17 protein-coding genes are annotated in these 16,068 nt (G+C 71.9%); 8 read left to right on the top strand and 9 right to left on the bottom strand.

The window, feature by feature from the left end; all coding sequences use genetic code 11:
* Positions 1-75 precede the first annotated feature (75 nt).
* Positions 76-2,931 (top strand): tetratricopeptide repeat protein, encoded by a 2,856-nt coding sequence (locus LO763_RS23705; protein WP_230789783.1) that lies wholly within the window; start codon positions 76-78, stop codon positions 2,929-2,931.
* 169 nt (positions 2,932-3,100) lie between these two features.
* Here LO763_RS23705 and LO763_RS23700 read toward each other — a convergent pair whose 3' ends face one another.
* Positions 3,101-4,204 (bottom strand): hypothetical protein, encoded by a 1,104-nt coding sequence (locus tag LO763_RS23700; RefSeq protein WP_230789781.1) that lies wholly within the window; start codon positions 4,202-4,204, stop codon positions 3,101-3,103.
* Positions 4,205-4,465: 261 nt separating this feature from the next.
* Here LO763_RS23700 and LO763_RS23695 point away from each other — a divergent pair, with 261 nt between their 5' ends.
* Entirely contained in the window at positions 4,466-4,654 is a 189-nt protein-coding gene (locus LO763_RS23695) for a hypothetical protein (RefSeq protein ID WP_230789779.1), read from the top strand.
* Positions 4,655-5,295: 641 nt separating this feature from the next.
* Here LO763_RS23695 and LO763_RS23690 read toward each other — a convergent pair.
* Positions 5,296-5,466 (bottom strand): DUF397 domain-containing protein, encoded by a 171-nt coding sequence (locus LO763_RS23690; protein ID WP_230789777.1) that lies wholly within the window; start codon positions 5,464-5,466, stop codon positions 5,296-5,298.
* 58 nt (positions 5,467-5,524) lie between these two features.
* The gene (locus LO763_RS23685) at positions 5,525-6,328 is read right to left on the bottom strand and encodes a Scr1 family TA system antitoxin-like transcriptional regulator (RefSeq protein ID WP_230789775.1); all 804 of its coding nucleotides are present in this window, start codon (positions 6,326-6,328) and stop codon (positions 5,525-5,527) included.
* 326 nt (positions 6,329-6,654) lie between these two features.
* Between LO763_RS23685 and LO763_RS23680 the strand changes: the two genes are divergently transcribed.
* Positions 6,655-6,984 (top strand): hypothetical protein, encoded by a 330-nt coding sequence (locus LO763_RS23680; protein WP_230789773.1) that lies wholly within the window; start codon positions 6,655-6,657, stop codon positions 6,982-6,984.
* Positions 6,977-7,312 (top strand): hypothetical protein, encoded by a 336-nt coding sequence (locus tag LO763_RS23675; protein ID WP_230789771.1) that lies wholly within the window; start codon positions 6,977-6,979, stop codon positions 7,310-7,312. The genes LO763_RS23680 and LO763_RS23675 overlap by 8 nt, the downstream gene beginning before the upstream one ends.
* 147 nt (positions 7,313-7,459) lie before the next feature.
* Here the strand turns inward: LO763_RS23675 and LO763_RS23670 are convergent, their stop codons facing one another.
* The 5 genes from LO763_RS23670 to LO763_RS23650 all read right to left on the bottom strand — a co-directional run bounded on the left by LO763_RS23670 (position 7,460) and on the right by LO763_RS23650 (position 11,753).
* Positions 7,460-8,392, bottom strand: coding sequence for a glycoside hydrolase family 19 protein (locus LO763_RS23670; protein WP_230789768.1), 933 nt, complete (start codon positions 8,390-8,392; stop codon positions 7,460-7,462).
* A 174-nt stretch (positions 8,393-8,566) separates the two neighbouring features.
* Positions 8,567-9,712, bottom strand: a complete 1,146-nt coding sequence (locus LO763_RS30115; protein ID WP_439650316.1) for a GDSL-type esterase/lipase family protein — start codon at positions 9,710-9,712, stop codon at positions 8,567-8,569.
* Positions 9,712-10,305 (bottom strand): TetR-like C-terminal domain-containing protein, encoded by a 594-nt coding sequence (locus LO763_RS23660; RefSeq protein WP_230789763.1) that lies wholly within the window; start codon positions 10,303-10,305, stop codon positions 9,712-9,714. The genes LO763_RS30115 and LO763_RS23660 overlap by 1 nt, the downstream gene beginning before the upstream one ends.
* 80 nt (positions 10,306-10,385) lie before the next feature.
* Complete coding sequence (locus tag LO763_RS23655) at positions 10,386-11,138, bottom strand: VOC family protein (protein WP_230789761.1); 753 nt, start codon at positions 11,136-11,138, stop codon at positions 10,386-10,388.
* 48 nt (positions 11,139-11,186) lie between these two features.
* The gene (locus LO763_RS23650; RefSeq protein WP_230789759.1) at positions 11,187-11,753 is read right to left on the bottom strand and encodes a TetR/AcrR family transcriptional regulator; all 567 of its coding nucleotides are present in this window, start codon (positions 11,751-11,753) and stop codon (positions 11,187-11,189) included.
* Between the two features lie 76 nt (positions 11,754-11,829).
* Here LO763_RS23650 and LO763_RS23645 point away from each other — a divergent pair, with 76 nt between their 5' ends.
* Positions 11,830-12,474, top strand: coding sequence for an NAD(P)-dependent oxidoreductase (locus tag LO763_RS23645; protein WP_230789757.1), 645 nt, complete (start codon positions 11,830-11,832; stop codon positions 12,472-12,474).
* 318 nt (positions 12,475-12,792) lie between these two features.
* Here the strand turns inward: LO763_RS23645 and LO763_RS23640 are convergent, their stop codons facing one another.
* On the bottom strand, positions 12,793-13,278 hold the full coding sequence (locus tag LO763_RS23640; RefSeq protein WP_230789754.1) for a hypothetical protein: 486 nt from the start codon (positions 13,276-13,278) through the stop codon (positions 12,793-12,795).
* A 303-nt stretch (positions 13,279-13,581) separates the two neighbouring features.
* Between LO763_RS23640 and LO763_RS23635 the strand changes: the two genes are divergently transcribed.
* The 3 genes from LO763_RS23635 (at position 13,582) to LO763_RS23625 (ending at position 16,043) form a co-directional block, all read left to right on the top strand.
* Positions 13,582-14,286, top strand: a complete 705-nt coding sequence (locus tag LO763_RS23635) for a YqeB family protein (protein ID WP_230789751.1) — start codon at positions 13,582-13,584, stop codon at positions 14,284-14,286.
* A 133-nt stretch (positions 14,287-14,419) separates the two neighbouring features.
* Entirely contained in the window at positions 14,420-15,037 is a 618-nt protein-coding gene (locus LO763_RS23630) for a LysE family translocator (protein WP_230789748.1), read from the top strand.
* Positions 15,038-15,230: 193 nt separating this feature from the next.
* Positions 15,231-16,043 carry a class I SAM-dependent methyltransferase gene (locus LO763_RS23625; protein ID WP_230789745.1) on the top strand — a complete coding sequence of 271 codons (813 nt, stop codon included), beginning with the start codon at positions 15,231-15,233 and terminating at the stop codon, positions 16,041-16,043.
* Positions 16,044-16,068 lie beyond the last annotated feature (25 nt).

Here is a 16,068-nt window from a genome sequence, read left to right as displayed (position 1 = left end):
GGCCGCAGGTGGACCGCTTGTGGCACACTACCGCCAAGAGCCACGGACGACCCCCACTCCCAGCGGAAAGCCCTCATGCCGGACACGAACTCGGAACTGCGCCAGACCTTCGGCCGCATCTGCGCCCAACCGTCCGGTGAGACCCGGACCGTCGCGCTCGAGACGCTCCTGGAGGCCGTCGACGCGACCGGCGACCAGCTGCTGCTCAACGAGATCCTCTCCGAACTCGTCAACGACTTCCGCTGGTCGGAAGACTCCTCGGTGCGCCTCTCGGCGTACGGGCGGCTGCTGCGCAACTACGACACCGCGCCCGAGCTGTTCGACGAGCAGAGCCTGTTCAAGCTCCGCTGGGGCCTGCACACGACCGGGCTGAAGATGCTGGACCGCCCCGACGTGCCGGTCGCGTCGATCGAGGCGTACCTCGTCCAGATGCGACGGCACTACGCCGAGGCCGGCCACTCCGCGCACCCCGCCCACCAGATCGAGCACGGCCTCGCCGTCCAGCTCGGCGACGCCGAGCGCGCCGCCAAGGCCCTCGCGGCGCTGCACGCGACCGAGATCAACCGCCTCGACGACTGCGAACCGTGCGCCCACAGCATGATGGGCTCCGCCTACGCCGCGGCCGGCGACCACGAGCGGGCGATGGAGCAGTGGGCGCCGGTCCTCCAGGAGGGCCAGAGCTGCCTGAGCGAGCCGCACCGGGCCCTCGCGAACTCGCTGATGCCGCTGGTCGCGCTCGGACGCCTCGGCGAGGCCCGCGCGAACCACCTGCACGGCTACCAGATCATCCGCGACAAGGACGAGATGATCCTGCCGTTCGCCCAGCACGTGCGCTTCTGCGCGCTCACCGGCAACGAGGCCCGGGCGGTCGAGCTCGTCGACGCCCGGGCGGGCCTGCTCGTCCTCGCCCTCGACCCGATCTTCCGGCTCCGGCTGCTCGAATCCGTGCAGCTCACCTGCGCGGCGCTCATCGCCCGCGGCGCCGGCGACGTCCGAGTGCCCGGTCCCGACGGCCTCGGCGCGCGCGCCGACGCGGCCCGCGACCGGATCGACGCCGAACGGCGGGACCTCTGCGACCGCTTCGACCGCCGCAACGGCAACGACCTCATGTCGCGCCGCTCCGCCGAACGGGTCGCGTACACCGCGGCCCACCCGCACGTGCCGCTCGGACTGAAGGCCGCGATCGCCGAGGCGCCCCCGATCCGCGAGGTCCGCGCCGAACCCCCGGCGTCCACCGCCGCGGACGTCGAACGCCTGCTCGCCGAGGCGCGGGCGGCCGGCGCCGCCTTCGCGGACGACCGCCTCGAACGCTGGGGCCGGGTCGGCGAGGCGGCCGCGCGGCTCGGCGTCGCACTCGACCCGGCCGACGAGGCCGACGTGCTGGTGTCCCGGCTCGACGGCACCGGTGACCCGGACCGGAAGCGGGAGCTCGCCCGGCAGGCCGCGGACCTGTTCCGCGGGGCCGACCGCGAGGGCCGGGCCCTGGCCTTGGAGGCCTCCATGCTGCGGTCGGGCAGGGACGCCGATCCGGAGGACGTGCGCGCCGAGGCCACGCGCCTGCTCGCGACCGCCGAACGGTTGGCCGGGGCCGACCCGGTCCACTCGCTGCGGGCGAGGGTCGCCGTCCACTCGGCGCTCGCCGAACTCGGCGAGCTGCGCGGCGAGGAGCCGGATGCGCGACTGCGCGAGGCGTTCACCGCGCTCGACGCCGACCTGGCCGCGCGGCCCGACGAGCGCGGGGTCACCGAGGTCCGCGCGCGCCTGCTGCTGGCCGCCGCCAGGATCGCCGAGTCCGACGAGGACCGGAACGCCGCGGTCGAGGCGGCGTACGAACTCGCCCGCGCCGCCGACCACGCGCTGGAGACCGTGGTCAGCGCCATCTGGTACAACATGCTCCTCAGGAGCCAGGGCCGGCCCGAGGAGGCCCTCGCGGTCGCCGAGAACGGCATGGCGGCCGCACGGCCCGGGATGAGCGACGCCCCTGTCGGGGCGGTCCATTCCGCGGCGGCTGAAACCGCTGCCGCCCTTGGGCATTGGCCTCGAGCCGAGCTGTACGCGGTCCAGGCCGCCCGCTACCACGACCGCGCCGGAGCGGGCGACCGCGCGACCGCCGCCCGGCGCGTGGCCGGGATCGCCATGGCAGAGCAGGGACGCCACGAGGCCGCGGTCCACGTCCTGTGGGCGGTCCTGGAGGAGCTGTCGGAAGCGGGCGAGCCGCAGTGGCAGACCGTCGACGTCAGGATCATGCTCGGCGACTGCTATGAGCGGCTGGGCGATCCGGAGGAGGCCGCCGAGCAGGCGCTCGAAGCGCTGCGGCTCATGGACGGGGGCGTCGCGCATCCGAACGCGACCCAGTACGCGCGAACGGCCCACCAGGCCGGCGGGCTGCTCGAGGCGACCGGGGACGTCGAGTCCGCCGTGCTCGCCTTCGGCCGCGCCGAGCAGGCGTGGCGCGAGCTCGGGGTGGTTCCGGCCGCGGCCCTGTCGGTCCGGGCGGCCGTGTGGGCCCGGGTGAACGTGGACGTGGAGTACGAGATGTCGGAGGCCGACGAGGAGGCCGCCTCCGAGGCGTTCGCCTCGCTGGCGGCGGAGCTCCGCGCGGCATGGCGCGACGAGGAGCTGCATCCGTCCTATAGGGAGTCCTGCCGCGGCGAGCTCGCCGAGACCCTGCTCCAGCACGGCGGCTACCTGCGCCAAGGGGCCGAGGCGATCCGGCTGCTGCGCGAGTCGATCGCCGTGTTCGCGGAAGGCGGGTTCACCGACCGGGAGCTCGCGGCCGCGCGCAGGCTGATGAGCCTCCTCGCCGGATCGGGCGACGCCGAAGGCGCGGCGGCGGTGGCCGAGCAGACCCTCGGGCGGCTCGAACCCGACGAGGACCCCGACTTCCGCAAGAAGGTCGAGAAGGCCGTCGCCGAACACCGCGTGCCCTGACCACGGGATTCACTGCCGCGCAAGGGGCCGCCGCCGCGGTGCTCGCCCCGTTCCTCGGCGGGGGCCGCGCCGGCCGCGAGCCCTGAGCGGCCGCGCGGCCCCTCTGTCGCCAGAGGGGCCGCGCGGAACGACCGTCACCGGTCCGCGCGCTCGCGTCGGCCTCCGGTGATCACTCGCAGGTCCAGGTGACCGCGTTCGTGAGCGGCTGCTCGTCGGCGTCGTACGCACCGGTGGAGACGTCCCCGGCGAGCAGGGAGCCGTCGGCGCTGATCGCGACGACGTTGTCGCCGCTGGTGTTGTCGGCCGGATCGATCAGGCCCGGCAGCTCGACGAGCGTCTCGCCGGACTGGTAGGCCGCGATCGGTGAGCCGCGCAGATGGCCGGCGACGACCCCTTCGGCGCTGACGGCCACCCAGTCGCCGAGTTCGACGGTCTCGGCGGTGCCTTCGGCGAGGTTCCAGCGGACGCCCCCGTAGGCGGCGCCCGGGGCGCTCAGCCAGCCGGAGGCCCAGCCGCCCTTGATGTCGGTGACCTCGGCGGCGGCGTCGGCCAGGTCGACGCCCTCGGGCATCGCCAGGTAGTCGCCGGTGCCGTCGGCATGCCACACGTACGGCTTGGGATCGCCGGAGTTGTCGCCCTCGACCTTGACGTAGCCGACGATGGTGCCGTCGTCGCCGATGTCGGTGGCACTGCCCAACTCGTTGCCCTCGGGCAGGGCCAGGTCGACCGGCCCGGACCCGTCTGCCGGCCAGACGACGGGGATGTACGTTCCGTCGCTCTCGCGGCTGCCGACGATGTCGCCCTTCGCGTTGATCGCGTAGGCCGAGCCGCCCTCCTCGGTCGGCAGCTCGGTCAGCTCGCCGTCGCGCCAGACGTACGGCACATAGCCGGACATGAACGTCCAGCCGACGCCGACTCCGTCGGCGTTGACGTCTTGGAGCGTGGCGTAGTCGTTGAGCATCGGCGCTTCGGTGACTTCGCCGCCGGCGTACAGGAGCTGCCGCGGTCCGGGGCCCTCCTCGTCAGGTGATTCGGCGAGGTAGGCGATGACGGAGCCGTCGTCGCTCATGCCGGTGACGCTCGTGGACTGGTAGCCCTCGGGGATCGGCAGGGCATCGAGGGCGCAGGTCTGCCGCGCTACGGCGTCGGCGTCGGCTTCGCCGGCCGAGGCGAGCTGGACCGAGGCCACCGTCGCCGCGGCGACGGCCCCGACCGCGGCCGTGGCCGCGATCGCCCTGCGGGCCGTGGACCTTCGCTTCACTCTGGTCTGCATCGCATCAAGTTCCTAGTCATCCGGTGGATTCGTTTGCCGGTGGCGAATCGCGATTCGCCCCAGCGTCACTTTGTCCGAAAGCAGGGGAATTCTCCAGGCGATGCACCGGCGAGACACCGGCGGGGGCGTCCGCGCTCGCCGGATCGGCGCCCTGCCCGGGGGTTCGCGGTCCCACTCCGCATTCATTACGGTTCCCGAAACAACTCGACGCTTCTTTGATTTCCGTTCGAGCGGACGATGCGGTGGCCCGAATGCTAAGGATTGTGCAGCGCCGCGAACGCGCCCGGCGGAAAGGTCCCCCTGCTGTTCGGACTGCTGCTGGACGAGGCCTCCGCCACGGAACGCGCGCCGTTCAAGGAAGTCCTGGGCGGTCCGTTGTTCACGGTGATGTCCCGGCTCGGTCCGATCGTCTTGAAGCGTTACCGGCGCAAGGTGTTCGCCCCCCGGTGACCCGCGAACGACGACCGCGCGGCTGACGAACCGATACGCCTTGCGGACCTTTCCCGGAGGGAACGGAGATGTTCCCGGTGGTCGCGCGAAGCACCCTCTCTGAATATGGTGAGCCATCGCCGAGATAGAGCCTTCCCTCGGCCGTGCCTGCCTCACCATAGCGTCGCAACCCGGCGAGTTTGCTCGCGTCGAACCGCCTGGGGTTGAACTCGGTCGACCGGTCGGACGGGCTCGGACTGTTGGGCGTAGGCGATGCAGGGGCGCTTCCGCTGCTCGTGGTGCCTCCGGCGATTGATGCGATGTAGTCGCTCATTCGCTGTGTTCCGCCGGCGATGAGGGTGGGGGCTTCAGACAGGCGCTCGCGCGCAGCGCCCCACTTTGCGAGTCCTTCCTCGGCGAGGGGATTCGCTGACGCGGTGAGGTCGTCTTGGACTTGTGCGTGCGCACCGCTCATCTGGTCGTCGGCTGCTTTGGCGCCGCGCGTGGCACCTTCGACCAGTGCCAGGACCGCTCTGAGCCTGGCGGCCACGTCGCCGATCGAAGTCATACGGTCCTCGTTGTCGGGGGATCGGCGGTCGATGTGGAAACAAAGGCCGCCGTCGCGAACCCCGCGACGGCGGCCTTTGAGTCTGTTCGCGAGGTTACGCGGCGGCGCTGATCAGGGCCTTGAAGTCGGTCGTGGTCAGGTCGAAGATCGGGGAGTCGTGACCGAGCTTCGAGTCCCGGACCTGGAACGCGTCGGCCTGCTGGCGGGCCTCAACGCAGTTGCTGTCGGAGACGCCGGAGCTGTGGGTGCTCTTGCGCCAGGTCACGCGGCACTCGACGCAGTTGCTGTCGTCGCCTCCGCCGCTACGTGAGCTCTTGCGCCAATTACCGTATCCAGTCATTGAAGCGCCCTCCGAAATCTCGGCCTGGTTGCCAAATGCTCCTGACCCGGTCATAGTACAAGTCGATCTTCTCGGGCTCCTCGATGTGTCGGCTCTGATCGATGGCCTCGACATAGACGAACGGCGGGGGCGCCGCGAGGAACCCGGCCGGACGATAGTGGTCGTGTGCGTGCTCGAAACCGTAGATGAGGCCATCGACGATCCGAATTTCGGAGTTGGGCCATCTGCCGATTTCGAGGAGGTGCTCGAACTGCTCCTCAGCGCCGTCCCAGCCTTGCATCACCCGAAGTGCGTTGGCGTGCATGATGGTTCGTATAGCGGGCGCATTGCGGCGGTTCTTGAGGGTCGTATAGCGCTGGAGCTTGCGCTGCCAGTTCTGCATCGGGTTCTGACCTTGTTCGGGAAGCATCTCCAAGTGGTATCGCAGCGTCTGGAACGGGCCGGGGACGTACATCGGCTCGAACTTCCAGATCTCGCCCGCGGTGGCCTCGCCTCGCTCGACTATGAAGATGTTGCGCTTGTTGAGGTCGGAGACGATCACGCCGCTGTCGAGCTGGCTGATCACGTGCGTCAGGAAGTCGATGCGCTTCTCAGCGGCGCCGCATATCTGGGCGAGCCTGGCGGCCATGCCCGCTTTCGGCCGGGTATCCCCGGACACATAGTTCTGCACGGTCCGCGTGCTCACGCCGAGAGGCTCCGCGATCTGCGCGTAGGTGAGGTCCGATTCCGTGATGAGTGCTGCGAGTTCGGCGAGGACATACCATTCCGCGACTCTTGAAAGAGGCATCGGACCCTCCGGAGTTCGTTGGTGGAAACGCACTGTAACGAGACGGTACACGCGCCGACTGATTCGGTTCAAAAGGGATCGGGGGTAGGAAAGTTTGGGGCGCAAAACTTTCCGGTCAATCTTGCGCGGGTCTCTTACCTGCAAGGAGTGCTCTCGCGTCGAACCTTCTGCCTCCCAAGTCCACCGCTTAGATTCATTGCATCGCGGGCCACCTTGTACGACTCGCGATCGGTGGGGAAGTCCGGGGGTCGCTCCTCCCAGACCTCATTGCGATCCCCGGACGAGAAATCTGTCGGCAATCCGACAGTCTGAAATGGAGGCGCATGATGAGCGACCCGAATGCGGCCGGTGACTCCGGTCGGAGTCCACTCGACCGAGGGGTCTTCCGCGACGAGTACCGGTCCTACACGGTCCGCGCTTCGGGGCCCGACGCGCCGGACTCGTTCCAGGTGCTCACTGGGGAGCGGCGGGACGACGTCGTACTCATCGTCTCCGGGCTCAACTCCGGGAACCTGAAGGCGACCTGGGGCCGGTTCTGGTCCGGCCTGAAGCCCCACTCGAAGATCTGGATCGAGGAGCAGGCGTTCCGCGCCTTCTACTCGGGCCACCGCATCATCGCCGCGGCCCCGGCCTCGGTGCGCTTTTGCAATGGCTAGCCGCGCAACGGGACCCACGGTCCCTGACGACGATCCCTACAACCTCCGCTCCGACGGCAAACCGGGCGTGGACGGCCACCTCGGCGACTTCCGGAGGGGCCCGGCGGTCTTCTCCCTCTACCGGCTCGACTCGTTCCCGGCCCGCGCCCGCAAGATCACCGAGTACCTGCTCGACGTCGAGGACGGCGCGGGGCCGCGCGAGTGCTGCCGGTTCACCGACGATCCCGAGGACGTTCCCGAATGGAACGGCAGGTGGAGCGGCGACGAGTGGTGCGGTTGGATCATGCAGCAGGTCCAGGAGCTCATCGCCGACCCCGACATCCATTGACGCACAAGGCGCTCCGCGGCCCGGCGACTGAACCTCGGGCGGTCCGCGGAGTCTGAAGGGCACGCCTCCCCAGAACGGCCGGTGCCCGCGAAGGGCCGGTCGGGGATTGGTGGATCCCCGGCCGGCCCGCGTTCCTCTTTCAGCCGATCAGCAGTAGAGGTTGCCGCCCGGGGCGACGCCCAGGATGCCGGTGAAGCTCTGGTACTTGCTCACGCGGCTCTGGACCTGGGCGGGGTTGCCGCCGTTGCACTCGATGGAGCCGTTGATGGACCAGATGGACTGGCCGAAGCCCGTGCCGGTGGTCATGGCGGTGTGGCCGGACATGGTGCCCGGGCCGCTCTGGGTGTTCCAGTACCAGAGGGCGGCCTGCCAGGCCACGGTCGCGTCCTGCTCGACGAGCCACGGGTTGTTCAGCAGCGGCAGGCCGAGGTGGTCGCCGGCGGCCTTGTAGTTGAAGTTCCAGCTCAGCTGGATCGGACCGCGGCCGTAGTAGGCGCTGTTGCCCGCCGGGCAGCCGTAGGGCTGGCCCGCGTCGCAGTAGTGCGGGTAGTTCGCCTGGTTCTGCTCCACGATGTGGACGAGCCCGCCGGTCTCGTGCGACGCGTTCGCGAGGAAGGCCGCGACCTCCTGGCGCTGGACGGTGTCGCTGCCGGTGTTGCCGAAGGCCGGGAACGAGGCGGCGGCGTTGACGAAGCCCTGGTAGGTGTAGAAGGAGTTCCGGTTCGGGAACATCTGGTTGAACTGGGCCTCGGTGACGATCGCGCCGGACGGGTCGGGGTCGCCGGGGTCGCCCGGGTCGGTGCCGCCGCCGCAGGCGACGGCGCCTCGCCACACGCCCCACTCGCCGGTGGTGCCGGGGGTCTCGCCCTGGGTCCACCACTGGGCGGTCCAGTTCTGGCCGTTGTACGACGCGACGTTGCCCTGGGTGTAGACGGTGCCCGCGTTCCACGGTGCGGCGCAGGCGGCCTGGGCGTTCACGTCGGCGTTGGCGACCGACGCGGAGACGCCGGTGGCGAGGGCCGCGGCGAGGATGAAGGAGCCGAACAGCGCGAGGAGCTGCCGGCGGGGTCGACGGAGCATGGGCTCACCTCTTATCGATAAGGAAGCTTTACTTATAGATAAAGGTAACTTTCTCAGTCGAACCGCACAAGACTCCGGAAGGGACTGTTTCCCCGAATTCCGGACGCGGACCCGGTGGGAGCGTTCGCGCGCACGCCGAGTGCCCGCGGGGGCCGGTGCCGTGACGAAGCGCGCTCAGCGCGCGGCGAACGGCCCGCCGGGGGCGAAGGCGTGCTCGGCGAACCGCTCGCCGATCAGCCGGTGCGCCTCGGTGTCGGGGTGCAGCGCGTCCGGCAGCGGATGCGCGGCGGCGTCCCGCTCGCCGTAGAGGCGGGTCCCGTCGAGGTAATGCAGGTTCGGGTCGTCCTTGCGGCGCTCGGCCACCGCCGCCAGGGCCTCGCGGACGACCCGCAGGGTGAGCCGCCCGTTCCGCTCGTCCCCTCGGGGGCCGGTCGCGGTGAAGCGGACCCGGCCGGTCCCGATGCTGTCGGGATCGACGGCGCCCGGCCCCGGCGTGTCCTCGTGGATGCCGCAGAAGATCGGCGAGACCAGCAGCAGCGGCGTCTCGGGGTGCCCTTCGCGGATCGTGTCGAGGAAGCCCTCGACGGCGGGCGTGAACACCCGCAGCCGCATCCCGTCGAGGTTCACCACGTTGATGCCGAGCTTCACGCTGATGAGGTCGGCCGGGGCGTCGCGGACGGCGCGGGCGGTGAACGGGTCGACGAACGCGTTGCCGCCGAGGCCGAGGTTGCGCAGCTCGACGCCGCCCAGGCGGCTCGCCACGGCCGGCCAGGTGCGGGCCGGCGAAGCCGCGTTGGACCCCTGGCTGATCGAGCTGCCGTGGTGCACCCAGCGGCGGCCGGCGGCCTCGGCCGGGCGCACCGGCCCGTCGGCGCGCAGCTCGATCAACTCCACCGCCTCGTTGTGCGGCAGCCACATCTCGATGCGCTTGTCGCCCTCGGGAAGACCGTCGAAGACCGCGGTGTGCGCGCTTCCCGGCCGGAACTCGGTCGCGCCGGTCCGCAGGTCGGTCTCGACGAGGTCGCCGCCGTCGAGCGCGTCACTGGCGAACAGGCCGCCGTCGACCACGAGGTCGATGCCGCCCCTCGGGCGGTCGACGCCCCGGAACCCCCGGTGCACGGGGTGGACGACGAGCCGGAGCGTGCGCGCGCTCGTCCTCATCGCCAGGCGCACGCCCGCGGGCTGCTCCTCCATGGCCAGCAGGTACGGGTCGGGGAACTGCTCGCGGGCCCGTGCCGGCAGGCGGTGCGGCCGCAGGCCGCGGTCGGTCGCCTCCAGTTCGGCGGCGCCTCGGACGAGCGGTGCGACGGGCACGGTGATCACAGTGGGGCCTTTCGGTCTCGTGGAGCGGCGGGCCAGGCCAGGAGCAGGGCGTCGAGGGCGTCGACGGTCCTCGACCAGGACGCCTCGGGCGAGGGTTCGCTGTGGTCGAAGCCGCCGATGCGCTCGAGCGCGAGGAAGCCGTTGATGGTGCTGCCCAGCAGGCGCACGGCGTGCACGTGCTCGGTCTGCGGGACGGGGTAGCCCCTGAGCACCGCGCGGGCCAGCGCGACGGTCTCCCGGGCGGCCTCGGAGCGGACGACGGCGTCGCCGGCGCGCCGCTGGAGCGACTGCCACCGGCCCGGCGAGTCCCGCGCGTACGCCCGGTGCGCCGTCGCGTACCCCTCCAGGGCGGCCCGGCCCGCGCGGCCCGCGACGGCGTCGGCGACGCGGGCGGCGAGTTCGGCGAGCGCGAGGGCGGCGACGCCGTCCAGCAGCGCCTCCAGGTCGCGGACGTGGGAGTACAGGCTAGGCGTGCGCACGCCGAGGCGTCGCGCGACCGCCGAGAGCGTGACGGCGTCGAACCCCGCCTCGTCGGCGAGCGAGGCCGCGTCGGCGACGACGGCGGACGCGGTCAGGGCGGCACGGTTCACCCGCCCAGCCTATAGCCTTTAGGCCTTCACCTACAAGCTATAGGCGCATCGGTGACCGGCCTCTCTGTTCCGGGGGAGCCTCAGTCGCTCGGGTGCCAGTCCGGGTTCTTGTCGGTGATGCAGTACGTCAGCCCCGCGGGGTCGCGCATGACCTGCCAGTACTGGTGGCGCCGGAGGGCCTCGGCGCCCAGCGCCACGTGCCGCTCGGTCTCGGCCTCGACGCCGACGCAGGACAGGTCGATGTGCGCGGCGGTGCTCTGCCCCTGCTCGGCCGAGTCCAGCCGCTGGAGGAGGAAGTGCAGCGGGATCTCCCGCGGGGGCACGAGCCGGCGGAACTCCCGCCAGTCCTTGCCGGTCTGCGGCCAGCCGGTGAGCGACTGCCAGAACATCAGCTCGTGGTCGAAGGCCTGCGGCGGGACGTCGATGCAGAGCTGGTCGGTGCGGCTGCGCTGGCCGCCGGGCCATGTCAGCGGCGGCGGTACCTCGGCTTCGCCCTCATGCTCGACCAGGCAGAACGCGAAGCCGCCGGGGGAGCGCAGGACCACGAGGCCCTCCTCCCGCGCCACGAGGGTCGCGCCGAGCTCCCGGGCGCGCTCGGCCTCGGCCTCCACGTCGTCCACGTGCAGGTCGAGGTGGTTGCCGCCCTTGCCTTCCCGGACGCGCTGCACCCGCAGGCACGGGTCGCCCTCGGCGGGGACCAGGGTCGCGAACGCGCCGTCCGGGCCGCGGCGGGGTGAGAGCGTCGTGTCGGTGACCTTGAGCCAGAACGCGATGCCCGCCTCGAAGCCTTCGGCGGGAAAGTCCCAGAACGCGGTAGTCCATCGGATCGCCATCCCACGAGACTAGTACGAATCGCGAGTGTGTTTCGGGATTCGTGCCGCTTACGGCCGCAGGCCCGGCATGACCGCGGCGACGAGCATGGCCGCCAACGTCTTCGGGATGTCGGCGCCGCCGTTGAAGTAGGCGAGGAACCCCTGCTGGAAGCACGCGCCCATGAGGAGCGCCGCTGCGGCGTCCGGGTCGGCGGTCGCCGCCACGCGCCCGAGCCGCTGCTCCGCCGCCAGGTAGTCGGCGACGGCGTCGACCGGGCGGCCGGGCCCGGCCCCGTGCTCGGCGAGGGCGTCGCGCAGCGCGGCCAGGAGCTCGGGCTGGGCGACCGCCGAGGCCATCATCGGGAAGCCGCGCAGGTAGAAGCGCGCCGCGCTGCGGGCGACGGCCTCGAGGTTCGCCTCCACGGTCGCCTCGCCGGGCACGGCCTTCGCGCCGAACGCGGGCATGCGCTCCTGGAGCACGTGGAGGAGCAGTGCCGTCTTGCTCGGGAAGTGCTTGTACAGCAGCGCTTCCGAGCAGTCGGCGACGCGGGCGATCTCCTTGGTGGTGGCGTGGGCGACGCCGCGGTCGCGCATGACCGAGGCGGCGGCGTCCAGGATGCGGTCTCGTGTGCCCATGATCTCCCTTGACGGGTGAGTGAATACTTACCTAGTCTAATGGTTAGTGAATACTCACCAACCTTCGAGGGGTATCATGAAGCTGACTGTTCTCGGCGCGACCGGCGGCACCGGACGGGAGGTCGTGCGCCAGGCGCTCGCCCGCGGGCACGAGGTCGCGGCCGTCGTGCGCGATCCGGCCCGCCTGCCCGACGACCTCCGGGCCGCCGTCACCGTCGTGGTCGCCGAGGCGACCGACCCCCAGTCGCTCGCACCCGCCGTCATCGGCAGCGAGGCCGTGGTCAGCGTCGTGGCCCCGCGCGACCAGAAGCGGCCCACGACCGTCTGCGCCGATGCCGCCCGGGCGGCCGCCGCCGCGGTGCGCGAGGCCGAGGGCGGTGCCCGGCTCGTGGTCGCCAGCAACAGCGCCCACAGCCCCGGCCCCGGGGACGACCCGTTCACCAGGTACTTCGTCAAGCCCGTGATCCTCGCGCGGGTCCTGCGGCACGCCAACGCGGACGCCCGCCGGGCCGAGGAGCTCGCGCGGGCCTCGGGCCTGCCGTGGACGATCGCCCGCGCCGGGATGCTCACGGACCGCCCGGGGAAGGGCCGCTACCGGAGTGCCTTGGACCGCAACGTCCCCGGCGGCTTCCAGGTCACCAGGGCCGACTTCGCGAAGGCGCTGCTCGACGCGGCCGAGGACCCGGCCGCCGCGGGCCGCGTCGTCTCGATCGCGAACTAGGCCGAGTCCCACGGCCCGGGCACGGCCGCCGAGTCGGTTCGCCCGCGAAGCGGGAGTCCGGCCACCGCGGCCGCGCTTTCCGGTGACGCGGCCGGCGGGCGCACCTCGCCGCAGCGCGGTGGGGCCGGTCCGGGCGGTGGAAGCCGTGGGCGATGCGGCCGTGCCGGTTCAGGCGGCCTGCCGCCCGGCGGCAGGAGAGGCGGGCAGCGCGGCCGTGCCGGTTCAGGCGGTGCCAGGTGAGCGGGAGGCGGCCTGCCGCCGCCCGGCGGCGACCGGTTCGGACGCGGCTGACGGCGCGGAGCGCACTGCGGCCGCCTCCTACCGGTGGAAGGTCAGCGAGGCCGAGTCGAGGTTCACCGCGTCGGGGCACACGAACGGGCCCTCGACCTTCTCGCCCCGGTACGGCCCGCCCGTGTACGTCCGCGTCGCGCCGTCGCGCTCGAACACGACCCGTCCGGACTCGTAGCCGCAGGTGAAGCCGAACTTGGTCGCGTCCACCCGGATCGCGCCGATCGCGGCGGTCCCCTCCGCGTCGTCGAAGACGACCGCGAGGTCGCCCTTGAGGTCGAGGCGGACGGGCCCGGTGCAGCCCAGGGGCGCGTCGCTCGCCTTGACGGTGACCGCCGCGGGCGGGGCCGCGCCGACCGGGACGTCGTTGGCCTCGCACCGGCCCTCGCCCTCGTTCAGGGCCACGTCCGCGTAGAAGCCGCCGGCCTCGCCGTCCCGCGTCGAGGCGGTCGAGGCCGACCCGGACAGGATCAGCGCGGTCGCCGCCGCGGCGAGCGACAGAGAGCGGTACGGCATCGGATCGGCCCCTTCCCACGCGCGGCGCACCCCGTGCCGCGTCCCGGATCGAACGCTCTGGATCGTAGCCAGCGTGAATCCTGTTCGTACCGGTTTCGCCTGAATGAGCCTCGGATCGTTCGGACGGAGGTAGGGCCGCACTGCGACTTTGGTATCGGCCGCCGCCCGCGGACGGCGGCTTTGGTATCGCGCACCGCTCCCGTTCTCCTCCTTGCGGAGTAGTCCTTCAGTACAGTGTTTTCCCTGGTGAAATGGTGTGCCTATGCTGGGGGCGTTCGCACTCGACGGAAAGGCGGCGAGCCCATGTCCACCGATCGCACCGCCGGCGGCGCCCGCACCACCGTGGCCGACCCGGCCTGGGCCAGGCCGGCGCTCCTCGCGGGCCTGCCGCTCGTGGGGGCCGCCCTCGGATGGGGGCTGTCCCTCGTCGCCGAGTGGATCACCGGGCTCTCCTGGTTCCCCTTCCAAGGCCTGTTCGAGCTGTTCACCGATCTGCCCGAGACGGTGCGGCTCATCGTCGCCCTCGCGCTCGGCCTCGTCGTCGGCGTCCTCCTGGCCCTGTGGGCGATCCACGAGATGCTCACCGTCACCGTCGGCTCCGCCCGGCTCGAACTCGAACGCGGCGACTACCGGCGCGGCGTCGACCGCGCCGACACGGCCTCGGTGTTCGTGCAGGACAAGCAGCTCGTCGTGCTCGGCCACCGCCGCCAGGAACTCGCCCGCGTCCCGTTCGACCTCGACCGCGACGAGCTCGCGGCCGCCCTGCGCCGGCACGGATACGCCTGGCTGCCCGACGGCGACCCGTACGCCGACGAGTTCCGCCGCTGGGTCCCCGGCGCCGAGGGGCTCCCGAAGGGCGCCGACGCGGTGCTCAAGGCCCGCGGGCAGGCCCTGGAGAAGTCGAAGGAGGACGACCTGCGGGAGCTGCGCGACGAGCTCGCCGTCCTGGGCGTCGTCGTCTACGACAAGGACAAGAAGCAGTACTGGCGACGCAGCGACCCCGCCTGAGCAGGTCCCATGGGAGCGGCGCTGCGGCGACCCCGCGCCCGGACCCGGTCGGTGAACCCGGTCATCATCCTGATGCGACCGGCCCCCGGCGGTGCCAGTATCGACGGGTCCCCACCCGAACCGAGGAGACCCGATGACCGTGCTGCTGCTCTTCGCGCTGGCGATCCTCATCGCCGCCATCGTCCCCGGACCCGACTTCGCGATGGTCGTGCGCAACACGGTCCTCGCCGGGCGCGCCAGCGGGATGTGGACCGCGATCGGGATCGGACTCGGCGTCTCGGTGTGGGTCTTCGCCGCCTCCGCAGGGATGGCCGCACTCCTCGCGGCCTCGGCGGTCGCGTTCGCCGTCGTCAAGTTCGCGGGCGCGGCCTACCTCGTCTACCTGGGCGTCCGCTCGATCCGCGCCGCGATCAAGGAGCGGCGCACGCCCGCCGACGCGATCGAGCTCGACCACGGCATGAGCCGCGCGGCCGCGTTCCGCTCCGGCCTGCTGTGCAACGTGCTCAACCCCAAGGCCGCCGTGTTCTTCACCGCGCTCATGCCCCAGTTCATCGGCTCCGGCGCCGAATGGGGGCTCATCGGCGAGCTCGCGGCCGTCGCCATGACCGTTGTCGCCGTATGGTTCCTGTTGCTGGCCAACCTGATCGGACTCCTGCGCAAACTGCTCGACCGGCCGCGCGTGCGCGCCTGGATCAACGGGGTCACCGGCGCGGTGATGGTCGCCCTCGGCCTGCGGGTCGCCGCGGGCTGAGGCCGCCCGGCCCGCTTCGCGGGGGAGCCGCGCGCCGGGCCTCGGAGGCGATGAGGTGAGATAGCACAGCGGCGGCCAGCCGACCGGCCCCATGCGCTTGCGGGAGTGCACGGGCCCGGCAGACCGGCCGCCGTTCGCGTGTCCCGGCCGTAAATCGGTGGCGGTCCGCAAACGCTTCCCGGACCATCGACGGATGAGCGAATGGGAACTCGAAACCGAGATCGCGGCCTACTACGAGCGCGGCGGCGAACGCGAGCGGCTGACGCGGAACGCGCGCGGCCGCCTGGAGTTCGCGCGCATGCAGGACCTGCTGCGCCGCATACTCCCCGGCAAGGACCTCGACGTGCTCGACGTCGGCGGCGCCACCGGGATCCACTCGGCGTGGCTGGCCGCCGACGGGCACCGGGTCACCCTCGTCGACCCCGTCGCGAGCCAGGTCGCCGTCGCCGCGCGGCTGCCCGGCGTCGAGGCGGTCGTCGGCGACGCGCGCGAACTCCCTTGCGGGGACTCGAGTTTCGACGCGGTGCTGCTCATGGGCCCCCTGTACCACCTGACCGACCGGGCCCAGCGGGTGCAGGCGCTGGCGGAGGCGCGGCGGTGCACCCGGCCCGGCGGGGTCGTCGCGGCCGTGACCATCAACCGCAGCGCCGCCTGGAACGACTACCTGCTGTTCGGGGCGGGCGGCGAGGACAAGGGCCTGTCCCCCGACGGCAGCCTGCGCATCCTGCGCGAAGGCGACCTGCGGTACTACGAGCAGGACGTGTTCACGACCGCGTACCTGGCGCATCCGGGCGAGGTCGCGTCCGAGTTCGCGGACGCGGGCCTGGCCGGGGCCGCTCAGTACGCTGTGCAGGGCTTCCCCGGCTACATCCCCGAGCTGGAGCGCCTCATCGACGACGAGCGGCTGCGCGGCCACCTCATGGAGGGCCTGCGGGTCATCGAGTCCGAGCCCTCCCTGCTGGGCGCGAGCAACCACCTGCTGACGGCGGCGGGCCTCCCCGCGTAGCGGACCCGCCGCGGCCGGTCTCGGA

This window comes from Glycomyces amatae, from assembly GCF_020991375.1.
Taxonomy (GTDB): Bacteria; Actinomycetota; Actinomycetes; order Mycobacteriales; family Micromonosporaceae; genus Glycomyces; species Glycomyces amatae.
Note: the sequence above shows the minus strand (reverse complement) of the source record. Positions and strands in the feature narration are given on the sequence as shown.